Annotated in this window: 19 protein-coding genes; 11 read left to right on the forward strand and 8 right to left on the reverse strand. The window is 63.6% G+C overall.

Features of this window, described 5'->3' with window-relative positions:
• The first annotated feature begins 38 nt into the window (after window positions 1-38).
• On the forward strand, window positions 39-458 hold the full coding sequence (locus FE851_RS09120) for a sugar transporter (protein WP_145201819.1): 420 nt from the start codon (window positions 39-41) through the stop codon (window positions 456-458).
• Window positions 459-557: 99 nt separating this feature from the next.
• Here FE851_RS09120 and mltG read toward each other — a convergent pair whose 3' ends face one another.
• From mltG to FE851_RS09135, 3 genes are all read right to left on the reverse strand, one after another.
• Complete coding sequence (gene mltG / locus FE851_RS09125) at window positions 558-1,529, reverse strand: endolytic transglycosylase MltG (protein ID WP_145204285.1); 972 nt, start codon at window positions 1,527-1,529, stop codon at window positions 558-560.
• Between the two features lie 197 nt (window positions 1,530-1,726).
• Window positions 1,727-2,986: a beta-ketoacyl-ACP synthase II gene (gene fabF, locus FE851_RS09130; RefSeq protein WP_017182084.1), complete on the reverse strand. Its 1,260-nt coding sequence runs from the start codon at window positions 2,984-2,986 to the stop codon at window positions 1,727-1,729.
• A gap of 180 nt (window positions 2,987-3,166) precedes the next feature.
• Window positions 3,167-3,400: an acyl carrier protein gene (locus FE851_RS09135; protein WP_006950224.1), complete on the reverse strand. Its 234-nt coding sequence runs from the start codon at window positions 3,398-3,400 to the stop codon at window positions 3,167-3,169.
• A 206-nt stretch (window positions 3,401-3,606) separates the two neighbouring features.
• Here FE851_RS09135 and FE851_RS09140 point away from each other — a divergent pair, with 206 nt between their 5' ends.
• Window positions 3,607-4,848 (forward strand): glycosyltransferase family 87 protein, encoded by a 1,242-nt coding sequence (locus FE851_RS09140; RefSeq protein ID WP_145201822.1) that lies wholly within the window; start codon window positions 3,607-3,609, stop codon window positions 4,846-4,848.
• Here FE851_RS09140 and fabG read toward each other — a convergent pair.
• Genes fabG through fabD form a run of 3 tightly spaced genes read right to left on the reverse strand, consistent with a single transcriptional unit; the run spans window position 4,802 to window position 7,276 of the window.
• The gene (gene fabG / locus FE851_RS09145) at window positions 4,802-5,542 is read right to left on the reverse strand and encodes a 3-oxoacyl-[acyl-carrier-protein] reductase (RefSeq protein ID WP_017182082.1); all 741 of its coding nucleotides are present in this window, start codon (window positions 5,540-5,542) and stop codon (window positions 4,802-4,804) included. The genes FE851_RS09140 and fabG overlap by 47 nt on opposite strands.
• A 1-nt stretch (window position 5,543) precedes the next feature.
• Window positions 5,544-6,344: a crotonase/enoyl-CoA hydratase family protein gene (locus FE851_RS09150; protein ID WP_145201825.1), complete on the reverse strand. Its 801-nt coding sequence runs from the start codon at window positions 6,342-6,344 to the stop codon at window positions 5,544-5,546.
• The gene (gene fabD, locus FE851_RS09155; protein WP_017182080.1) at window positions 6,341-7,276 is read right to left on the reverse strand and encodes an ACP S-malonyltransferase; all 936 of its coding nucleotides are present in this window, start codon (window positions 7,274-7,276) and stop codon (window positions 6,341-6,343) included. The genes FE851_RS09150 and fabD overlap by 4 nt, the downstream gene beginning before the upstream one ends.
• A 179-nt stretch (window positions 7,277-7,455) precedes the next feature.
• Here fabD and FE851_RS09160 point away from each other — a divergent pair, with 179 nt between their 5' ends.
• From FE851_RS09160 to FE851_RS09185, 6 genes are all read left to right on the forward strand, one after another.
• Window positions 7,456-8,898 (forward strand): efflux transporter outer membrane subunit, encoded by a 1,443-nt coding sequence (locus FE851_RS09160; RefSeq protein WP_130752233.1) that lies wholly within the window; start codon window positions 7,456-7,458, stop codon window positions 8,896-8,898.
• The gene (locus FE851_RS09165) at window positions 8,898-10,382 is read left to right on the forward strand and encodes an efflux RND transporter periplasmic adaptor subunit (protein WP_145201828.1); all 1,485 of its coding nucleotides are present in this window, start codon (window positions 8,898-8,900) and stop codon (window positions 10,380-10,382) included. The genes FE851_RS09160 and FE851_RS09165 overlap by 1 nt, the downstream gene beginning before the upstream one ends.
• 5 nt (window positions 10,383-10,387) lie before the next feature.
• Window positions 10,388-11,089: an ABC transporter ATP-binding protein gene (locus FE851_RS09170; RefSeq protein ID WP_017182077.1), complete on the forward strand. Its 702-nt coding sequence runs from the start codon at window positions 10,388-10,390 to the stop codon at window positions 11,087-11,089.
• Between the two features lie 190 nt (window positions 11,090-11,279).
• Complete coding sequence (locus FE851_RS09175) at window positions 11,280-12,485, forward strand: ABC transporter permease (protein ID WP_107123645.1); 1,206 nt, start codon at window positions 11,280-11,282, stop codon at window positions 12,483-12,485.
• A 198-nt stretch (window positions 12,486-12,683) separates the two neighbouring features.
• On the forward strand, window positions 12,684-13,088 hold the full coding sequence (locus tag FE851_RS09180) for an RcnB family protein (RefSeq protein WP_017182075.1): 405 nt from the start codon (window positions 12,684-12,686) through the stop codon (window positions 13,086-13,088).
• Between the two features lie 144 nt (window positions 13,089-13,232).
• Entirely contained in the window at window positions 13,233-13,640 is a 408-nt protein-coding gene (locus tag FE851_RS09185) for a BLUF domain-containing protein (RefSeq protein ID WP_261370885.1), read from the forward strand.
• A gap of 19 nt (window positions 13,641-13,659) precedes the next feature.
• Here the strand turns inward: FE851_RS09185 and FE851_RS09190 are convergent, their stop codons facing one another.
• Window positions 13,660-15,060, reverse strand: coding sequence for a GntP family permease (locus FE851_RS09190; RefSeq protein ID WP_145201832.1), 1,401 nt, complete (start codon window positions 15,058-15,060; stop codon window positions 13,660-13,662).
• A gap of 275 nt (window positions 15,061-15,335) precedes the next feature.
• Here FE851_RS09190 and rpsF point away from each other — a divergent pair, with 275 nt between their 5' ends.
• Genes rpsF through rplI form a run of 3 tightly spaced genes read left to right on the forward strand, consistent with a single transcriptional unit; the run spans window position 15,336 to window position 16,618 of the window.
• The gene (rpsF, locus tag FE851_RS09195; protein WP_017182072.1) at window positions 15,336-15,767 is read left to right on the forward strand and encodes a 30S ribosomal protein S6; all 432 of its coding nucleotides are present in this window, start codon (window positions 15,336-15,338) and stop codon (window positions 15,765-15,767) included.
• A gap of 13 nt (window positions 15,768-15,780) precedes the next feature.
• Window positions 15,781-16,005, forward strand: a complete 225-nt coding sequence (gene rpsR / locus FE851_RS09200) for a 30S ribosomal protein S18 (protein ID WP_006950194.1) — start codon at window positions 15,781-15,783, stop codon at window positions 16,003-16,005.
• A 13-nt stretch (window positions 16,006-16,018) separates the two neighbouring features.
• A complete protein-coding gene (gene rplI, locus FE851_RS09205) occupies window positions 16,019-16,618 on the forward strand; it encodes a 50S ribosomal protein L9 (RefSeq protein WP_017182071.1) in 600 nt (199 codons plus the stop codon).
• A gap of 323 nt (window positions 16,619-16,941) precedes the next feature.
• Here the strand turns inward: rplI and FE851_RS09210 are convergent, their stop codons facing one another.
• Window positions 16,942-17,118 carry a YegP family protein gene (locus tag FE851_RS09210; protein WP_017182070.1) on the reverse strand — a complete coding sequence of 59 codons (177 nt, stop codon included), beginning with the start codon at window positions 17,116-17,118 and terminating at the stop codon, window positions 16,942-16,944.
• Between the last annotated feature and the right edge of the window lie 10 nt (window positions 17,119-17,128).

Consider the following 17,128-nt stretch of genomic DNA (forward strand, 5'->3'; position numbering starts at 1 on the left):
ATAGCCAGTGCGGAGAGCCACAGGAAAAGGATTGGATCATGCCAACACCGCGTTCTTTTCTGGCCATTGGTCTCGCCGCGCTGGCGTGGAACCTGCTGGGCACCATGTCCTTTGCCGCGCAATATGCGATGGACATGCACGAACTGGCCAAAACCACGCCCGACATGGCGCGGGTTTATGGCCAGATGCCCGGCTGGGTCTGGGCCGTGTTCGCGGTCGCCGTGGGTGCCGGGACGCTGGGGGCGGTTTTGCTGCTGTTGAAGAAGGCACTGGCGGTGCCGGTCTATACGCTGTCACTGGCGGCGATCGTCCTGCTGTTCGCGCAGAATTTCTTGGCGACCGACATGCTGGCGGTGGAGGGATGGGACGCGGTGCTGGTGCCTGCTTTGATCTTTGTCGCCGGGGTTGCGCAATTATTCTATGCGCGGGCGATGAAGGCCAGAGGGGTGCTGCGGTAAAGCACCTCCGTCATCCCGGACTTGATCCGGGATCCAGAGCGCCACGCACGGCCTTCCGACACCCTGGATCCTGACGTTCGTCAGGATGACCGCGCAGCTTTATAGCTCACCCCTCGACCGCCTGATCTCAAACCATTTGCGCACATTTTCATTATGCTGCTGATAGGTATCGGCGAAGATATGCCCGCCCTTGCCATCCGCGACGAAATAGAGCGCCTTGGTCTCCGCCGGATGCAGCACGGCGGCGATCGACAGGCGCCCCGGATTGGCGATCGGTCCCTTGGGCAGGCCAACCATCGCATAGGTATTATAATCGTTGACCGCCGCAATCTCCGATTTGCGGATGCGGCGGCCCAGCGGCTTGCCGCGCGTGATCGGGTAGATGATGGTGGGGTCGGCCTGCAACATCATGTTGGTGCGCAGCCGGTTGCTGTAGACGCCCGCCACCATCTGCCGTTCGGACGGCAGGGCGGTTTCCTTTTCGACGATGCTGGCCAGGATGATGGCCTCTCGCGGGCTTTTGGCGACCGTGTTCGGCGCCCGTTCGGCCCATAGCTTCGCCAGTTCCTTGTCCATCGCCGCCTGCATCCGCGCCAGCACCGCCGCGCGGCTTTCGCCCTTGTCGAAGGCATAGCTGTCGGGCAGCACGCTGCCTTCCTCCGGCACCTTTATGTCGCCGGTCAACTGGTCGTTGGCCATCAGCCGCTCATGCACCAGGATGGACGGCATCCCTTCGGGGATGGTGATCAGGCGGGTCAGCGTCTTGCCGCCTTGCAGAATCGATAGAATGTCGCTGTTGCTGGCGCCGGCGGGGATGACGAATTCGCCCGCCTTGATCGACTTGCTGCCGCCAAATATCTTGGCCCGCGTCAGAAAAGCGTCTGCGGACAGCACCGCGCCAGACCGCTTGAGCAGCACCGCCGCGTCGGAGAGCGTCGCCCCCTCCGGCACCACGATGCTAATATCCTGTTTCGCCGGGCCTTGCTCGGTCCAGCCCGCGACGAAGCGGAAGGCGATAAAGGCAGCGACGGCCAGGCCGATCAGCAGAATGATACAGCCGAACTTCTGCATCGGATTTGCGCCGGATCGTCTCGCCATCATTACAACCGCCCAATCCGCAGCAAGAGAATATCCATTACCGCCAAATCCTCTCCTGCGAGGAGAGGACTATCGCATATGGAACGCACCTCATTCTACTTCGTCATGAAGAGATAACGCAAAGTCAGATGCAATTCCCCTGCCTGCAAGGGGAGGATTTCAAAACCGCCTCAGAGCGCCTTCATGATGAGCGAGGCGTTGGTGCCGCCAAAGCCGAACGAATTGTTCAGCACTGCGCGCACCTTGCGCTGCTTGGCGACATGGGGAACCAGATCCACGCCCTTGCAGCTCTCGCTCGGCTCATCCAGGTTCAGCGTCGGCGGCACGATGCCATCGCGCATCGCCAGGATGCAGAAAATGCTTTCCACCGCGCCCGCGCCGCCCAGCAAATGGCCGATCGCCGATTTGGTCGAGCTCATCGACATGGCGCTGATCTGGTCGCCAAACAGGCGACGGACCGCCCCCAGTTCCAGCTCGTCACCCAGCGGCGTCGACGTGCCATGGGCGTTCACATAGTCGATATCTTCCAGGCTGAGGCCCGACTTTTTGAGCGCCATCGCCATGGAGCGGAACGCGCCGGACCCTTCGGGATGGGGCGCGGTGACGTGATAGGCGTCGCCCGACAGGCCATAGCCCACCACTTCGGCATAGATTTTCGCGCCGCGCGCCTTGGCCCGCTCATATTCCTCCAGCACGACCACGCCAGCACCTTCGCCCATGACGAAACCGTCGCGGTTGACGTCATAAGGACGGCTGGCGCGGGTCGGATCGTCGTTGAAGCCGGTGCTGAGCGCGCGCGCCTGCGAGAAGCCGGCGATGCCGATCGGGCAGATCGCGCTTTCCGCGCCGCCCGCCAGCATGACGTCTGCGTCGTCCATCGCGATCATCCGCGCCGCGTCGCCGATCGAATGGGCGCCGGTCGAACAGGCGGTGACGACGGCATGGTTCGGCCCCATCAGGCCATATTTGATACTGACCTGGCCGGAGATCAGGTTGATCAGGCGGCCATGGACAAAATGCGGGCTGACCCGGCCCGGCCCCTTGTTCGCCAGCACCAGCGATTCGCTTTCGATGCCCGGCAGGCCGCCAATGCCCGATCCGATCGAACACCCCGCGCGCAGCCTTTCTTCCTCGCTCATGTCGAGCAGGCCGGCATCCCGCAGCGCCTCGCTGGCCGCCGCGATGCCGAACACGATGAACAGGTCGACCTGGCGCTGGACCTTGTGGTCCACGTCCAGATTGGCGTCGAAGCCATATTCATGGTCCTTGGGCTTCACTTCGCACGCGATGCGGCACTTATAATCGGTCGGGTCGAACCGGGTTATCGTCGCCGCGCCGGATTTGGACGCGATGATGTTCTTCCAGGTGGTTTCGACATTTCCGCCAAGCGGAGTCACCATGCCAAGACCGGTTACGACGACACGACGCATATGCTAGCTCCGAAATTCCTTGTTGGCGCCTGACGTTCCTGTAGCGGCAATTGCGACTGTTGTGAACGACGCGCCAGATACGAAAAGGCTCCCCGCACCCCGGCATCACCGGACAGGAGGAGCCATTTCTCTCAACGCATTACCGGCCCGCCGCCCCGTGGGGGCAAGCCGCAAGACGCCTTACTGCTTGCTGTCGATATAGTCGATCGCATCCTTGACGGTGCCGATCTTCTCAGCCGCATCGTCCGGGATTTCGACGCCGAATTCTTCTTCGAACGCCATGACCAGCTCAACGATGTCGAGGCTGTCAGCGCCCAGATCGTCGATGAAGCTGGCATCCTCGGTCACCTTTTCGGCTTCAACGCCCAGATGCTCGACGACGATTTTCTTTACGCGATCCGCGGTCTCACTCATGAGTGGTCCTTCTTGACTGGTATCGTTAGTGGGTCTGAATAACTGTTAAGGCAGCCCTAGTGCCAAGCGCCGATACAGGCAAGAGGCAAGGCCGCCAAGCCCCCACATTCGCGCTTGGCCATGATTCCGCAATAAATTCGCGCTCATCGCGCCCTGGCAACGCTTCATTTACCAAAATTTCAGCGGCTTGTGGGAGGGATTAGGCCATGATCATGCCGTCAGCTCCCGACCATTTCATTACGCGCGCGCGCGTCCGGCTGACGGCGGCGCTGGTTCTGGCCGCCACGATCATCGGCCTTTGCACCCTGTTTGCGACCGCCCATGGCACGGTGGATTCGCTGGGGCGACCGCTGGGGACCGATTTTTCGAACGTCTGGACCGCCGGGCAGATGGCCGATCAGGGCCGCGCGCCAGAGGCGTGGGACTGGCCAACCCAGCACGCGGTACAAAAAAAGGTGCATCATGATGACGCCATCCCCTTTTACGGCTGGCACTATCCCCCGCCCTTCCTGATCATCGCCACGCTGCTCGCGCAATTTCCCTATGTCGCGGCGCTGCTGATCTGGCAGGGGTTGAGCCTGACCTTGTGCGTGACGCTGGTGCGGCGCATCCTGCCCGATGATCGCGACGCGGTGCTGGTCGCGCTGGGCGCGCCGGTGGTGCTGGTGTGCCTGGGCCATGGGCAGAACGCTTTTCTGACCGCCAGCCTGCTTGGCGCCGGGATGCTGCTGCTGGATCGGCGGCCATGGATCGCGGGGATGCTGCTCGGCGCGCTGGTCTACAAGCCGCAATTTGCCGTGCTGATCCCCGTGCTGATCCTGGCGCGCGGCAATCTGCGCGCCTTCGTGTCGGCGGGGTTGACCACGACGGCCCTGTGCCTGCTGACGCTGGCAATATGGGGATGGCCCGTATGGCACGCCTTCATCGAGTCTCTGCCACTGACGCGCCACATCATCATAGAGGCAGGCGCTACGGGCTGGGAAAAGATCCAGAGCCCGTTCGCCGCCGTGCGCCAGTGGGGCGGGTCGATCCCGGCCGCCTATGGCGCGCAGGCGATCGTCTCCGCCATCGCCATCGCGGCGGCCGCACTGGCGGCGCGGCGCGGCTCTATGGCGGTGCGCGGCGCTGCGGCCTTGAGCGCGGCTCTGCTTTGCACGCCTTATGTGCTGGATTATGATTTCGTGCTGCTGGGCGTGGCCATCGCCTTCATGATGGCGGACATGGCCAAGCGCGGCCCGCTGCGCTGGGAGCCGACATGGCTGGCCTATGCCTGGATCGCACAGCTGTTTGGCCGGGCCGTCTCTGAAATGACGCTGATCCCGGTCGACCTGATCGCCGCCATCGCCGTGCTGGCTCTGGCAACGCGGCGCGCCATCCTGCTGGACGGCGCGCTCGCAAACGTCAGATCATGGCCATTCCGCCGTTCACGTGAAGAGTTTGTCCATTAACGTAGCCCGCCTCACGGCTAGCCAGATAGACCACGGCCGCGCCAATATCGTCGCCATCGCCGAGATCGCCCGCCGGTATCTTCTGGAGGATCGCGCCCTTCTGCGCATCATTGAGCGCGTCGGTCATCGCTGACCGGATGAAGCCCGGCGCGACGCAGTTGACGGTGATGCCGCGGCTGGCCAGTTCCTGACCCAGCGACTTGGACATGCCGATAATGCCCGCTTTCGACGCGCAATAGTTGGACTGGCCCGGATTGCCGGTGACGCCGACGACCGACGTGATCGAAATGATGCGGCCAAAGCGCGCCTTCATCATCGGCTTGGCCGCCGCGCGGCAGAGGCGGAAAGCAGCCTCCAGATTGATCGCGATCACGCTCGACCATTCCTCATCCTTCATCCGCAGGATGAGGTTGTCGCGGGTGACACCGGCATTGTTGACCAGAATGTCGATCTTGCCGCCCAACGCTTCCACGGCCTGCGGCACCAGCGCATCGACCGATGCCGGGTCGCTGAGGTTGCAGACGATCGTCTTGTGATCGCCGCCCAGTTCCGCTGCAAACGCCTTGAGCTTATCCTCATTGCTGCCCGAAAGCGCGAGCGTCGCCCCCTGCGCGGCGAGCGCCTTGGCAATGGAAGAGCCAATCCCCCCCGAAGCGCCGGTCACCAGCGCGGTCATGCCTGTCAGATCGAACATGTCAGTCTCCCTTGAATGTCGGCGGGCGGCGGTCGAAGAAGGCGTCGATTGCCTCGTCATGATCCGCCGTCGCATGGGCCAGCGCCTGCATGGCGCCTGCCATTTCCAATATATGTGAAAGCTCCGCCGTCTGCGCCGCGCGCAGCAGGCGCTTGGTCATGCGGGTCGCATGGGGCGGGTTGGCGGCGATAGCGTCGGCCTGTCGGCGCGCGGTCGCCATCAAATCCTCGTCCGGCACGACTTCGCTCACCAGGCCGATGCGCAATGCTTCGGCGGCGTCGATCATCTCGCCCGTCAACGACAATTGCGATGCCTTGGAAATGCCCACAATGCGCGGCAGCAACCATGCGCCGCCATCGCCGGACACCAGTCCCAGCTTGACGAAACTTTCGGCAAAACGCGCCGACTGGCCAGCAATCCGCACGTCGCACATGCAGGCCAGGTCCAGTCCAGCGCCGATCGCCGGGCCGTTGACCGCCGCGATCACCGGCAGTTCGATCGCCTGAAACAGCAGGGGCAGGCGCTGGATGCCCGCGCGATAGTTGCGCCGCGTCTGCGCGGGCAACCCGGCACGCAGTCCGCTAGCGTCGGGCCGCATCGCGTTCAGGTCTCCGCCCGACGAAAAGGCACTGCCCGCCCCGGTCAGGATCGCGACATGGATGGAAATGTCGCGATCCGCCGCTTCGAATAGATCGCACAGCGCGTCGACCATCGCCGGGTCGGAAATCGGGTTGCGCCGGTCGGGCTGGTTCAGCGTGACCGTCAGTACCGGCCCGTCACGCTGGGTGAGGACCGCGCTCATAGCGATGCCAGCGCGGCCTCTATGTCATCCATCGTCACGACGCTGCGTACGGTGGCGTCCGGTGCGATGCGCTTGACCATCGGTCCCAGCACCTTGCCGCCCAGTTCGACAAATTCGGTGACGCCCGCTTCCCACATGGCGGCAACCGATTCGCGCCAGCGCACCCGGCCCGTCACCTGCTCGACCAGCCGCGCGCGAATCTCGTCCGGGTCGGCGATCGGCGCGGCCAGCACATTGGCATAGACCGGCAGCAGCGGCGCGTTGATCACCGCCCCGGCCAGCGCGTCCTGCATGGCGTCGGCCGCGGGCTGCATCAGCGGGCAATGGAAGGGCGCGGATACCGGCAGCAGCACACCGCGCTTGATACCATGATCCTTGACCATCGCCACCGCCCGCTCGATCGCGCCACGATGACCGGAAATGACCACCTGCGAGGGATCATTGTCATTGGCGACGGTGCAGACCTCACCCTGCGCCGCGGCGTCGGCCAGCGCCTGCGCCTTTTCCATATCCGCCCCCAGCAACGCGGCCATCGCGCCTTCGCCCACCGGCACGGCCGCCTGCATGGCCTGACCGCGCAGCTTGAGCAGCCGCGCGGTGGTGCCGATGTCGAACGCCTCCGCCGCGCACAGCGCGCTATATTCGCCCAGACTGTGCCCCGCGACATAATCGCCCTTGTCGCTCAGCGAAAAGCCGCCCTCCCGCTGCATCACCCGCAGCGTCGCAAGCGCGTTGGCCATGATCGCGGGCTGGGCGTTTTCGGTAAGGGTCAGGTCGCTTTCCGGGCCTTCGACCATGATGCGGAACAAATGCTGCGACAGCGCGTCATCGACTTCCTGAAACAGCTCAAGCGCGGCAGGGCTGGCATCGGCCAGCGCCTTGCCCATGCCGACCGACTGGCTGCCCTGCCCCGGAAATAGAAAAGCCCGCATTCATCATCCCCTGACCCAAGCGCTGTAAAAAAGCGCGTAATTCCAATGGTGTTACACTTTGTGACATAAATAGCATTGAGGCATACACATGTCTGCGGCAGGCAGGCATACGACACCCTGCCCCCTTCACGGGGGGACTGACGACGGCCCCTTTAACGATGACGGAGTGCTAGGAAAAGGTGCGATATCGCATTGTCTGGATCACGGGAACGGCGCTTGCCCTCTCCGCCTGCGCGGCGGGACCGGACTATCGCGCGCCGCAACCTGCCGCGCTCGGCATCCCCGCCACCTATGATCAGGGCAGCGGCGCCCCCATCAGCGACGCGGACCTCGCCCAATGGTGGACGCGCCTGAACGATCCTGCCTTGTCCACGCTGATCGATACCGCCGTCACCGCCAATCTCGACATAGTGCAGGCGCAGGCCCGGTTGCGGCAGGCGCGGGAATCGCTGGTCCAGGCCAATGCGTCCTTCCTGCCTCAGCTCAGCGGATCGGCCAGCGGCGGCAAGAATTACCGCAGTCAGGCTGGCGGCACCCGCACCGACAGCAGCGGCAATGTCATCAGCCTTGGGTCCAGCAACTGGTCGAGCAGCTATTCGGCCGGTGCGAACGCCAGTTGGCAGATCGACCTGTTCGGCGAACTGTCGCGCAGCGCGCAAGCGGCGCGCGCGGACCTGGCGGCATCGGGCTATGACCTGGCAACGGTGCGGATGACGATCATCTCCGAACTGGTGACGAACTATGTGCAGGCGCGGCTGGCGCAGGAACAGCTGCGCATCGCCCGCGACAGTCGGCAGGTACAGCAGGACAATTATGACATTGCCCGCTGGCGGTTGCAGGCGGGCCTCGTCTCCTCGCTCGACGAGCAGCAGGCACGCGCGCAACTGGCGCAGACCAGCGCGTCGATCCCGCAGATCGAAGCCAGCCTGCGCGGCAGCCTCAATCGCATCGCGGTGCTGACTGGACAGGCGCCGGGCGCCGCCACCCGCGCGCTTGAAACGCCCGCGCCCATTCCGACCGCCGCGATCGACATCGCCACCGGCATTCCCGCCGACACGCTGCGCCAGCGGCCCGACGTGCGCAGCGCCGAACGCACGCTGGCCGCCGCTACCGCACGGATCGGCGTGGCGCAGGCGCGGCTGTATCCCTCGCTTGGCATCAACGGCAATATCGGCACCACCTCCAACGCGTTCAAAGACCTGTTCAGCCTGATCACGGGCGGCGTGTTCGCCAATGTCGCGCAGACCATCTTCGACGGCGGCCGCCTCGCCTCCCAGGTGCGGGCGCAGAAGGCAGTGACCGATGGCGCGTTCGCGGCATACAAGCAAAGCGTGCTTGGCGCGCTGGAGGATGTCGAAAATGCGATGGCGGCGCTCAGCAGCGCACGGCTGCGCAAGGCGGAGTTCGCCACCGCCTATGACGCGTCGAACAACGCCGCGATTTTGGCGCGCAGCCAGTATCAGGCGGGCCTTACCGACTTCCAGACCTTGTCCAACAGCGAATCCACCCTTTTGAATGCGCGCAACAGTCTGGCTGGCGCGCAATCGGATGAAATCCTTGCCCTCGCCCAGCTCTACAATGCGCTGGGCGGCGGCTGGCAGAGCATGGAAAGCCGCCCCTGATGAGCAATGACACCACCACCGATCCGGCGCTGGACGAATTTCTGGGGGCAAAGCCTGCCAGGCCATGGCGCAAATGGGCCGTGCGCGGTGCGATCGGCATCGGCCTGCTGCTGCTCGTGCTGCTTGTCAGCCGTTGTTTCGCGGGCGAGGATCAGCCCAGCTATGCGACGCGCGAAGTGCGCCAGGGCGACCTGACCGTCAGCGTTTCGGCCACCGGCAATCTGCGTCCCGTCAATCAGGTCGATGTCGGGTCGGAACAATCGGGCAAGATCACCGCCGTCTATGTCGATGTGAATGACCGGGTCGTGAAGGGCCAGCGTCTCGCCGAACTCGATACGCGGCGCCTGGTGGACGCGGTGAACCAGAACCGGGCGCAAGTCGCCGCGGCGCAGGCGCAGGTCTCGCAGGCGCAGGCGCAGGTCGCGCTGGCCAAGGCGACGCTGGATCGTCAGCTTAACGTGTTCCAACTGTCGGGCGGCAAGGTGCCCGCGAAAACCGAAATCGATTCAGCCCGCGCCAATTATGAGGGCGCGCTGGCCACGCTGCGATCGGCGCTGGCGCAGGTGGACGTCTCCCGCGCGCAGCTGTCGTCGGCGCAGACCAACCTGACCATCGCCCAGATCGTGTCGCCAGTGAACGGGGTCGTCCTGTCGCGCGACATCGAACCGGGCCAGACCGTCGCCGCCTCGCTCAACGCCCCGGTCCTCTTCACCCTGGCCGAAGACCTGACCCAGATGGAGGTCGAAGTCTCGGTCGATGAGGCTGATGTGGGTCAGGTGAAGGAAGGCCAGAGCGCGACCTTTGCGGTCGACGCTTTCCCCGGCCGCAATTTCCCGGCGAAGGTCACGCGGGTCAATGTCGGGTCGAACAGCGCCAGCACCGCGTCGTCATCCACGACCAGCACGGCCAGCAGCTCGTCCGGCACCGTCGTCGCCTACACAGCCGTACTGAGCGTCAACAACAGCGATGAAACGCTGCGCCCCGGTATGACGGCAACCGCCGACATCGTGACGCAGGAATTGCGCAACGTGCTGCTCGTCCCCAACGCCGCATTGCGTTTTAAGCCAAGCGCGGGCGCAGGCCGGGGTGGCGGCATCACCAGCACGCTCATCCCCCGCCGCCGCGGCAATCGCCCCACCCGCGAAGTCAGCTTCGGCGCGGGCATCAGCCAGACTGTCTATGTCGTGGGCGAAGACGGCAAGCCCAAGGCGATACAGGTCGTGGTCGGCGCCAGCGACGGGTCGCGCACCGTCATCACCGGGGGCGACCTGAAACCGGGCATGCGCGTCATCACCGGGCAATTGGCGGCGGGCCAGGAACCGCCAGCCGAAGATCAGGCGCGCACCGGCGCGGACCAGCGCGCGCCACGCAAGGACAGCGCGCCGCGCAACCCGGCGACCGACGGCACGCCCGCGACCGTGGGCAAGCTAGGCAATTCGGGCGACGCCGCGCCGCAAACCGCCCCCGTGACGGCCAAGCCCTGATCGCCATGCCTGCGGACCCCATCATCACCCTGCGCGGCGTCACCAAAATCTACGGCAGCGGTGCGACCGAATTTCAGGCGTTGAAGGGCATCGACCTCGACATCGCGCAGGGCGATTTCGTCGCGGTCATGGGGCCGTCCGGTTCCGGCAAATCGACGACGATGAACATCCTTGGCTGCCTCGACGTGCCATCGGGCGGCGAATTCCTGTTCAAGGGCCATCATGTCGAACGGCTCGACCGCGACCAGCGCGCGCTGCTCCGCCGCCGCTATCTCGGCTTCGTGTTTCAGGGGTTCAACCTGCTGTCCCGCACCAGCGCGCTCGAAAATGTCGAACTGCCCCTACTCTATCGTGGCGAGGACAAAAAGACCCGTTACGAACTGGGGATGGCCGCGCTCGACAAGGTCGGCCTCAAACAATGGTGGGATCATACACCCGCCGAACTGTCCGGCGGCCAGCAACAGCGCGTCGCCATCGCCCGTGCCATCGTCACCAGTCCCGACGTGCTGCTGGCCGACGAACCGACCGGCAATCTCGATTCCGAACGATCGGTCGAAATCATGGAATTGCTGACCGACCTCAACCGGAACAGCGGCATCACCGTGCTGATGGTGACCCACGAACCCGACATGGCGGCCTTTGCCCGCACCATCGTGCATTTTCGCGACGGGCTGGTCGAACGGATCGAAAAGGGGCTGGCGGCGTGAGTTGCGCACAGGTCAAACCTTCTCCCCGGGGGGAGAAGGATACACAGCCTTGCCCGCGCAGCGGGTTAGGCGAAGTTGGAAGAGGGGGCCGGACGCAGCCTTTGGCTCTTCCCCTCTCCCAGCTACGACTAGGCAGCAAGCTGCCAAGTCTCCGCATCCCTCTCCCCGCTGGGGAGAGGAAAGGATCATCATGCTAGGCACCACCGTCATCCTCGCCTTCCGGGCGATCAACCGGCACAAGCTGCGCAGCTTCCTGACGACGCTGGGCATCATCATCGGTGTCGCCGCCGTCGTCACCATGGTGACTCTGGGCAATGGCGCGACGGCGGCCGTGCGCGAACAGATTAGTTCGCTGGGCGCCAATGTGCTGCAATTGCGCCCCGGCCAGGGCTTTGGCCGCGGCGGCGGCGGGCCGCGCCCGCCCGACTTCAAGCCAGCCGATCTGACCGCGATCGAAAACCAGCTGACCGGCGTTCGCGCGGTTGCGCCCATGGCCCAGTCGAGCGGCACCGCCATTTATGAAGGCAATAACTGGTCCACCACCATCTATGGCACCACTGCCGCCTATTTCGAGGTGCAAAGCTGGAAGCTGACCAGCGGTCGCCTGTTCATGCCGGAAGAGGAACAAGCCGGGCGCCCGGTCTGCATCATTGGCAATACGGTACGCACCAACCTGTTCCAGAACGCCGATCCGATCGGCCAGCGGATGCGGATCAAGGGCGTGTCCTGCCAGGTGATCGGCGCACTTGCGACGCGCGGCCAGGGCGGCTTTGGCGATCAGGACGACGTCGTCGTCATGCCGATCAAATTCGTGCAGCGCCGCTTCACCGGCAATCGCGACATCAGCCAGATCATGATCGCGGTGGACGATGCCTATGACACGTCCACCGTGCAAAACAGCCTGGAAGACCTGATGCGCGAACGACGCCAGATCAAAGCGGGCAGCGAGGATAATTTCAACGTATTCGACACCAAGCAGATCAGCGACACGCTGACCGGCACCACCACCATCCTGACGCAAATTGTTGGCGCTGTGGCGGCCATATCCCTGCTGGTCGGCGGTATCGGCATCATGAACATCATGCTGGTCTCCGTGACCGAGCGCACCCGCGAAATCGGCATCCGCCTCGCCATCGGGGCGGTCGCGGGCGAAGTGCTGATGCAGTTTCTGGTCGAAGCGATCGTGCTGTCCTGCCTTGGCGGGGTGATCGGCCTCTTTCTCGCCCTCATCGCCTCCTGGTCCATAGCGCCGCTGATGCAGGTGCCCTTCATGTTCGACGTGAAGGTCAATCTGATCGCCTTCATCTTTTCCGCCGTCATTGGCGTGGTGTTCGGCTATTTCCCTGCCCGCCGCGCCGCCGCGCTCAACCCCATCGACGCGCTGCGCCACGAATAGCGCTGAGCGGCCCGACCGGCGCCCACCTGAAAAAGGGGCGCCGCAGGCTGCACAGATGAACGGACATTCATCTTTAATCTCAATCTGTTACAATTTCCGACACTCTTTGCCCTTCCGCGACACATGGCTGCGACAAGCGCCGCCTATCTCTGTTCTCGACGCCGCAGAGGGCGCCCGAACACGGCAAAGGAGCAAGACATGTTCAAGAAGATCCTCATGACGCTGGCCACCACCACCCTGGTCGCCAGCCCGATCATCAGCAGCCAGGCACAGGCGCAGGCCTATGGCCAGCCGCATCGTCAGGAACAGACTCGCACGGTCGTCAAGCAAAAGCCCAATGGCCGCACCGTGGTCAAGCAGCGGACGGTCGTTCGAAAGGATGTGCGCAACAACCGCTACGCCGCCTCGCACCATCGCTGGGCGAAGGGCCAGCGTTTCGACCGGCGCCAGGCGACCAACTATCGCGTCATCAACAATTATCGCGGCTATCGCCTGAACGCCCCTCCGCGCGGCTATCAGTGGGTCCAGTCGGGTAACGACGCGGTGCTGATCGCCATCACCAGCGGCCTGATCGGCGCGGTCATCGGCAACGCGATCCGCTAAGCCGATCCATCCCCTTCATGCCCCAGGGATCTCTCCTCCCCTGGGGCATTTTTGCGTGCCCGCTTTCCCTGACACAGGTTAAATACCCGAAATTAACGGCTTGCCCGGCACAAGTCCCAGGGTGAGGGCGGATCGGGAACGGCCATGTCATTATATCAGATCATGTATATCAGCACCGTCACCGGGACGGTAACGCCCGACGACTGCGCCACCATCGCGCGCGAAGCCGCCATCCGCAATCGGCGGGACGATGTGACCGGCCTGCTATTGTTCAACTCGCGCCGCTTCCTTCAGGTACTGGAAGGTCCAAAGGACGCGGTAGAGCGCATTTTTGCCCGCATCTACGACGACAGTCGTCATCGCGGCGTGGTCAAGCTGCGCGAGGGCGCGATCGTGGCGCGCGAATTTGGGCAATGGGCCATGGCCTATGATGACCCTTGTCGCCCGTCCGACAGTCTGAAGGATATGGTCGCCGCCTTGCTGATCAGCGCCGGACCATCGACCAGCGCCCATTTCCTGGGATCGGCCGAACTGCATCGCCCGGCCGCCTGATCCGGCCAGACCAGTCCTTTCAGACCAGTCCGGTCAGATAATAGACCGCAATGACGATGAACACCGTCACAGTCTTGATCAGCGTCAGCGCGAAAATATCCTTATAGGCCTGCCTATGGGTCAGGCCCGTCACCGCCAGCAAGGTGATGACAGCGCCATTGTGCGGCAGGCTGTCCATGCCCCCCGAAGCCATCGACGCGACCCTGTGCAGCACTTCGCGTGATATGCCCGCGGCATCGCCCGCAGCGATGAACTGGTCCGCCATTGCCGCCAGCGCGATCGACAGCCCGCCGGACGCCGACCCGGTAATCCCCGCCAGCGACGTGACGGTAATCGCCTCGTTGATCAGGGGATCGGGGATGGCGCGCAAGGCTTCCTTGACGATCAGGAAACCGGGCAGCGCCGCGATCACTGCGCCAAAACCATATTCGACCGCCGTGTTCATCCCCGCCAGCAGGGCGCCGCCGACCGCCGCCTTCGATCCTTCGGCAAAACGCTTCGCCACCGTCCGATAGGCAAACGCCAATATCGTTGCGATGCCCATCAGCAACGCGCCCTCGACGGCCCAGAGCGCCGACACCTGCGCCACCTTGACCTCGACCGGATCGGCCATGCCGACCAGCGACAGGGTGATGACATCACCGCTGACCCAGCGCGGGATCGCCATGGTCAGCAGCAGATTGCCGACCCCCACGACCAGCAACGGGAGCAGCGCCACCAGCGGATGCACCGTGACCGAAGCGTCCACCGGCTCCGGCTCGTTGACCAGCGTTTCCGGCGCGCCATAGCCCTCCCCCGCCGCCATCATCGCGCGCCGCCGCCAGCCCAGATATGTCAGCCCCATCGCCGCGATACAGGCCGACCCGATCAGCCCCAGCACCGGCGCGGCCCAGGACGTTGTGCCAAAAAAGCTGGTCGGAATGATATTCTGGATCTGCGGCGTGCCGGGCAGCGCATCCATGGTAAAGGTGATCGCCCCCAGCCCGATCGTCGCCGGGACCAGCCGCTTGGGGATGTCGGCGCGGCGGAACATTTCGGCGGCGAAGGGATAGACGGCGAACACCGCCACGAACACCGACACCCCGCCATAGGTCAGCAGCGCGGTGACCGCCATGATCGCCGGAATCGCCCGCCCCGCCCCGACAATGCCGATCACCGCCGTCACGATCGCGCGGGAAAAGCCGGAAATCTCGACCAGCTTGCCGAACAAGGCGCCCAGCAGGAACACGGGGAAATAGAGTTTGAGGAAACTCGCCACCTTTTCCATGAACAGCCCGGAAAAGGCGGCAGGGACGGCCGCCGGATCGGTCAGCAACACCGCCAGCATCGCCAGCAAGGGCGCCATGATGATGACGCTCATCCCCCGATAGGCGGCGATCATCAGCAGGATCAGGGATAGTGCTGCAATTCCGACCGCCATAAGCTAACCTCTCAACCGTTCGCACTGAGCCTGTCGAAGTGCTGTCGTTCTTCTCTACGGGGATAGAAGAAAGGACAAGGCTTCGACAAGCTCAGCCCGAACGGATGGATTTACCTCACACACCCTTGCCTTTCCCCCGCCTTTGCCCCATAGGCGCGCCTTCGCATCGGACCAGAGGTGACTCGGCCCGCTTGCGGAGCATGAAAGACGATAGCCGGAGGGGCGTTCCACATGGGGTGGGCGTCAGCAATCGGCCAACAGAAGAAGGTAGCATCATGGCTCTTTACGAGCATGTGTTCCTTGCGCGCCAGGATCTGGCACAGGCGCAGGTGGACGCTCTGGCGGAAAACGCCACCAAGATCGTGGAAGAAAATAACGGGAAGGTTACCAAGATCGAAACTTGGGGCCTGCGTTCGCTCGCCTACAAGATCGCCAAGAACCGCAAGGCTCACTATGTGATGCTGAACATCGACGCCCCCGGCGGCGTGATCGCGGAACTGGAGCGCCAGACGCAGATCAACGAAGACATCATCCGCTACATGACCGTCAAGGTCGATGAGCTGGAAGCTGGCCAGTCGGTCATGATGCGCAAGCAGGACCGCCCCGACCGTGGCGATCGCGGCCCCCGTGGTGACCGCGGCGATCGTGGTCCGCGCGAAGATCGTGGCGACCGTGGCCCGCGCCGCGAAGAAGCCGCTGGCGAATAAGGAGATCTAGATCATGGCACGCCCATTTTTCCGCCGCCGCAAGAGCTGCCCCTTCGCTGCGAAGGATGCGCCGAAGATTGACTATAAGGACGTTCGTCTGCTCCAGGGCTTCGTGTCCGAACGCGGCAAGATCGTCCCCAGCCGCATCACGGCCGTTTCGGCCAAGAAGCAGCGCGAACTGTCCCAGGCCATCAAGCGCGCCCGTCATCTGGGCCTGCTGCCCTACATCGTGAAGTAAGGGAGTAAGCCCCATGGAAATCATTCTGCTCGAACGTGTCGAGAAGCTCGGCGCCATCGGCGACGTCGTAACCGTGAAGGACGGCTACGCCCGCAACTTCCTGCTGCCCAACAAGAAGGCGCTGCGTTCCAACAGCGCCAACAAGAAGCTGTTCGAAGCCAACCGCGCCAAGATCGAGGCCGACAACGCCGCTCGCCGTTCGGACGCCGAAGCAGCCGCCGGCAACGTCGATGGCACGCAGATCATCCTGATCCGCCAGTCGTCCAACGCTGGCGCGCTCTATGGTTCGGTTGCGGTTCGCGACATCATCGAAGCGCTGCAGGCACAGGGCATCACCAACGTCACCAAGGCGATGGTCGTTCTGGAACGCCCGATCAAGACGCTCGGCGTGTTCGACGTCAAGGTCGCGCTGCACCCCGAAGTCGCCGTCACCATCAAGGTGAACGTGGCGCGTTCGCCTGAAGAGGCCGACCTGCAAAGCCAGGGCGTCGACGTCATGGCCGACCTGTTCGAAAAGGACGAAGCCGGCTTCACCGAAGATTATGATCCCAACGCTGAACCCGGCGATCTCGCCGCGCTCACCGAAGAAGCCCCGGCCGAAGAAGAAGCCTGAGCTTTCGTCAGAGATCAAACAGAAAAGCCGCCCCGTAACGGGCGGCTTTTTTGTTGGGGTCGTGCCAGTTGCAGAGCGGATATTGGCGCGATGACCAAATCTCATCCTCCCCTTGCAGGGGAGGGAAACTGCATATGACTTTTCGTTATACCCCGACGTCATCCTGAATTTATTTCAGGATCCATCGTGCCCAAAAACCGCCGCTTGAGACGAGAAATGGATGCTGAAATAAATTCAGCATGACGGAGAGATGCCGCGAAAGGTTATGTGCAATTCGCCTCCCCTTGCAGGGGAGAATTTTTGATGCCGGATTTATAGCCGCCTTATTCCGCCTCTTCGACCGGCGCGCCCGGCCCGTTCTTCAGCACGGACTCGATCGCGTTTTTCGCGCCGGCCTTGCTGCTATAGCCTTCGGTCCAGAAGATCGTTTCGCTATTATATTTGAACTTGGCGACAAACTCGCCGGCCTTGTTCTTCTCGATCACGAACTTGTGCGCCATGTACCGTTCT

It is taken from the genome of Sphingobium sp. B2 (assembly GCF_007693735.1).
Classification (GTDB): Bacteria; Pseudomonadota; Alphaproteobacteria; order Sphingomonadales; family Sphingomonadaceae; genus Sphingobium; species Sphingobium xenophagum.

What these genes read in the sequence shown, in the direction of transcription:
- FE851_RS09120 (WP_145201819.1), top strand. Translation starts at nt 39, where the DNA reads ATGCCAACACCGCGTTCTTTTCTGGCCATTGGTCTCGCCGCGCTGGCG.
- mltG (WP_145204285.1), bottom strand. Translation starts at nt 1,529, where the DNA reads ATGCAGAAGTTCGGCTGTATCATTCTGCTGATCGGCCTGGCCGTCGCT.
- fabF (WP_017182084.1), bottom strand. Translation starts at nt 2,986, where the DNA reads ATGCGTCGTGTCGTCGTAACCGGTCTTGGCATGGTGACTCCGCTTGGC.
- FE851_RS09135 (WP_006950224.1), bottom strand. Translation starts at nt 3,400, where the DNA reads ATGAGTGAGACCGCGGATCGCGTAAAGAAAATCGTCGTCGAGCATCTG.
- FE851_RS09140 (WP_145201822.1), top strand. Translation starts at nt 3,607, where the DNA reads ATGATCATGCCGTCAGCTCCCGACCATTTCATTACGCGCGCGCGCGTC.
- fabG (WP_017182082.1), bottom strand. Translation starts at nt 5,542, where the DNA reads ATGTTCGATCTGACAGGCATGACCGCGCTGGTGACCGGCGCTTCGGGG.
- FE851_RS09150 (WP_145201825.1), bottom strand. Translation starts at nt 6,344, where the DNA reads ATGAGCGCGGTCCTCACCCAGCGTGACGGGCCGGTACTGACGGTCACG.
- fabD (WP_017182080.1), bottom strand. Translation starts at nt 7,276, where the DNA reads ATGCGGGCTTTTCTATTTCCGGGGCAGGGCAGCCAGTCGGTCGGCATG.
- FE851_RS09165 (WP_145201828.1), top strand. Translation starts at nt 8,898, where the DNA reads ATGAGCAATGACACCACCACCGATCCGGCGCTGGACGAATTTCTGGGG.
- FE851_RS09170 (WP_017182077.1), top strand. Translation starts at nt 10,388, where the DNA reads ATGCCTGCGGACCCCATCATCACCCTGCGCGGCGTCACCAAAATCTAC.
- FE851_RS09175 (WP_107123645.1), top strand. Translation starts at nt 11,280, where the DNA reads ATGCTAGGCACCACCGTCATCCTCGCCTTCCGGGCGATCAACCGGCAC.
- FE851_RS09180 (WP_017182075.1), top strand. Translation starts at nt 12,684, where the DNA reads ATGTTCAAGAAGATCCTCATGACGCTGGCCACCACCACCCTGGTCGCC.
- FE851_RS09185 (WP_261370885.1), top strand. Translation starts at nt 13,233, where the DNA reads ATGTCATTATATCAGATCATGTATATCAGCACCGTCACCGGGACGGTA.
- FE851_RS09190 (WP_145201832.1), bottom strand. Translation starts at nt 15,060, where the DNA reads ATGGCGGTCGGAATTGCAGCACTATCCCTGATCCTGCTGATGATCGCC.
- rpsF (WP_017182072.1), top strand. Translation starts at nt 15,336, where the DNA reads ATGGCTCTTTACGAGCATGTGTTCCTTGCGCGCCAGGATCTGGCACAG.
- rpsR (WP_006950194.1), top strand. Translation starts at nt 15,781, where the DNA reads ATGGCACGCCCATTTTTCCGCCGCCGCAAGAGCTGCCCCTTCGCTGCG.
- rplI (WP_017182071.1), top strand. Translation starts at nt 16,019, where the DNA reads ATGGAAATCATTCTGCTCGAACGTGTCGAGAAGCTCGGCGCCATCGGC.
- FE851_RS09210 (WP_017182070.1), bottom strand. Translation starts at nt 17,118, where the DNA reads ATGGCGCACAAGTTCGTGATCGAGAAGAACAAGGCCGGCGAGTTTGTC.